Here is a 2,457-nt window from a genome sequence, read left to right on the forward strand (position 1 = left end):
TCCAAGCCTATCACCTTTCCCTTTTCCGCCGGTCTTATTTAATCCACGTTCCTTAATGGCTAAGGCAATGGTTCTTGATTTCGTAGCTCGTATGGAAGAATCTCCCATCCTCTTTGCTCCGCTAGAAATGCTAACCGTTCCAAAACTTTTCTAAAAGGTGTGCCGTTTTTGTACGTGGGTTCAGGTTCGATTTGAGCGTGAGCAGTATTACCATCCTCTGGTCTAGCACAAACGTCAATTCTGTAGGAACACAGCGGATTACCTTTTGCATCGTTTTGCGTGACCTTAATGTCTCTAACAGCACCCGTAATTAGGCTGACAACTGCATTTTCTGCTTTCTTTTGGGTAAAGCGAGGGTCGTTATTGCAAAGCCCCGCCCGATCTACGGAAGGGGCTTTACTTCTATCCCTGAATGCCTGTGAGCTGATCCTTGCCTTACCTGTTTCGTCGATATGGTAGTTGTTATCTCCAAAATGAACGCATCGGTAAAGAAGCTCGTCATCCGTAACTACATCGCTCACAACTCACTCCTAAGACCCTAACCATTGCCAGAGAGATGTGAGTTCACTGTCTGAGTTGGCCAGTCCCTCCTGCATCTCAGTGTCCATATTAGGCCCCCACACTTTTATGTAATCGGCTGAACCGTTGAGGACATACACAGTAATCTTCTTGCCCGCACGCCACCACTCAAAAACTACTTCAGAGTCTATTCCAGCATTAATTAGAGGTTCATGCCAGTACATTTGATTATTACGGACAATCCTACGTAATTGAATCAACCATGCTTTAGCAAATGAAGCGGTACGAGGAGCAATTTCACAATCTGATGCTAGCTCAGTAATTCTTTTAAAACTTCCTTGAAGCGATGGGTCAGCAACCATTGCTCGCATTTTGCCGAAATGAGCACGCTGTTGCTCTAATTGCTGATCCAAGAATGTGCGGTTGTACTCAACGCTCGTTTGAGCAATTAAGGTAGACGAAGCAGCAACCTTTAGGCTCGATAGCCAATCTCGGGCAGTTGGAGTGCGATCGCCGAAAAGAAGATGCAACCTAGACACAGGCTCTGCGATTTCGCTTCGTTCTCCTTCTGACGGTTCACCTAGAGGAGATCTACCAAGCTTTAGAGTTCCATGAACTTGCGCTGCACCAGCTAAATCATTTTCATGATGAGCATCTGCCAATTTAGTCAGTGACATCGAACAACTCCCTTGTGCGGTCAGTAATCAAGCTTTCAAACGCTTGCCCTTCTCTTTGTTTTAGTTCACCTAAATGTGAAAGAGCATCCCCAATGGGCAGGGGTTCCTCTATCCAATCCTGATTGATGTTGAGATCGAGTAGAATCTCAAATTTCTCAGCAGATGAAGGAGATGAAATATCCGAAAGAGCGAATGTTAGTCGAATTGGTAGATCTTCAAATTGAGTCTCAACACGAGTAGTAAAAGCCGTCATATTTGAAAAGCCGCCTGGAGTTTGGGGCGCTGCAGTGAAGTATTCATCTAGCAAAATAGATGTTCCTGGAATAGCAATTTTGTTGATGTATCGCAGTGCAATTCTTCTTACACCTACGTGTTTCTCAACCTTCAGATATGATTGGAAAGCCTGTTCAATTCTGCCGTAGAATTCATTCCAACCTTCGTATGGCCGAAGTGTATGAATGCTGAGTGCGTTCGGACCTATTGCAACCATCCGACGCCCATCTTCTGTTGGAAACTGCACTTTCGCAAATCCGTGCTTGACCGTAAGAACTGAATCCGAAAGGTTAGGCTGCGCTTCAAGCTCAGCTTCTATTGAATTTTGCTGGTGTGGCTTCCCTCGATACTGGTCCTTTATTTTTTCATAAAACAACCCTGGGACTGTAATATCCCACTCTGATCCGGAATCAAAGCGAAATTCACAAACCGCTTCTTCAATAGGTGGATTACGATACTGACGGCGTTCCATATGTTGCCTTTATCCTGGTCAGCAAGCCCTTAATTAGGTGCTTGCTAATTCTATAGTGAACTATAAGTTGGGCTGAACGATCATAAAGATGCTCTTGGTCGGTCCTAATCATATTCTATGGCTATGGTAGTCCGCTTCCATGGCGATCGCTTCTCCCTTCACCACGATCGCTGAATAATACACCTTCGAAATACGGTGAGTCATGCCGTGTGGCGTCTCTTTGGGGATGACCTGGCAAACGATATCCACCGTTGGAGCGCGGCGATGCTTTGCGGCTAGGGTCACAAGCCCTTTGGCTTGAATTGGGTAGCGATCGCCCATAAATTCATTCGTTTTGAGGGCTTTCTCACACAGAAGTGGGAGCTGAACAGTGGGATTCGCACCCCTGTAACCGTGGTATGGAAAACGGTAAGTTTCTAAGCGGGGACAAACTGAATGATTCGCATAGGGACTTCATTAAAGGCATTGGTAACTGGCAAGATGAATCAGGCAGGAATCGGGACATCTCGAAACTTG

General features: G+C 45.7%; 3 protein-coding genes. All 3 read right to left on the minus strand.

All coding sequences use genetic code 11. From position 1 onward, the window contains the following. Positions 1-530: 530 nt before the first annotated feature. The 3 genes from AC5JLB_RS27815 to AC5JLB_RS27825 all read right to left on the minus strand — a co-directional run bounded on the left by AC5JLB_RS27815 (position 531) and on the right by AC5JLB_RS27825 (position 2,262). On the minus strand, positions 531-1,196 hold the full coding sequence (locus AC5JLB_RS27815) for a hypothetical protein (RefSeq protein WP_495877082.1): 666 nt from the start codon (positions 1,194-1,196) through the stop codon (positions 531-533). Continuing rightward, positions 1,183-1,941 carry a TIGR04255 family protein gene (locus AC5JLB_RS27820; protein WP_495877083.1) on the minus strand — a complete coding sequence of 253 codons (759 nt, stop codon included), beginning with the start codon at positions 1,939-1,941 and terminating at the stop codon, positions 1,183-1,185. The genes AC5JLB_RS27815 and AC5JLB_RS27820 overlap by 14 nt, the downstream gene beginning before the upstream one ends. Before the next feature lie 108 nt (positions 1,942-2,049). Beyond that, entirely contained in the window at positions 2,050-2,262 is a 213-nt protein-coding gene (locus AC5JLB_RS27825) for a hypothetical protein (protein WP_495877084.1), read from the minus strand. Between the last annotated feature and the right edge of the window lie 195 nt (positions 2,263-2,457).

It is taken from the genome of Myxacorys chilensis (genome assembly GCF_059505265.1).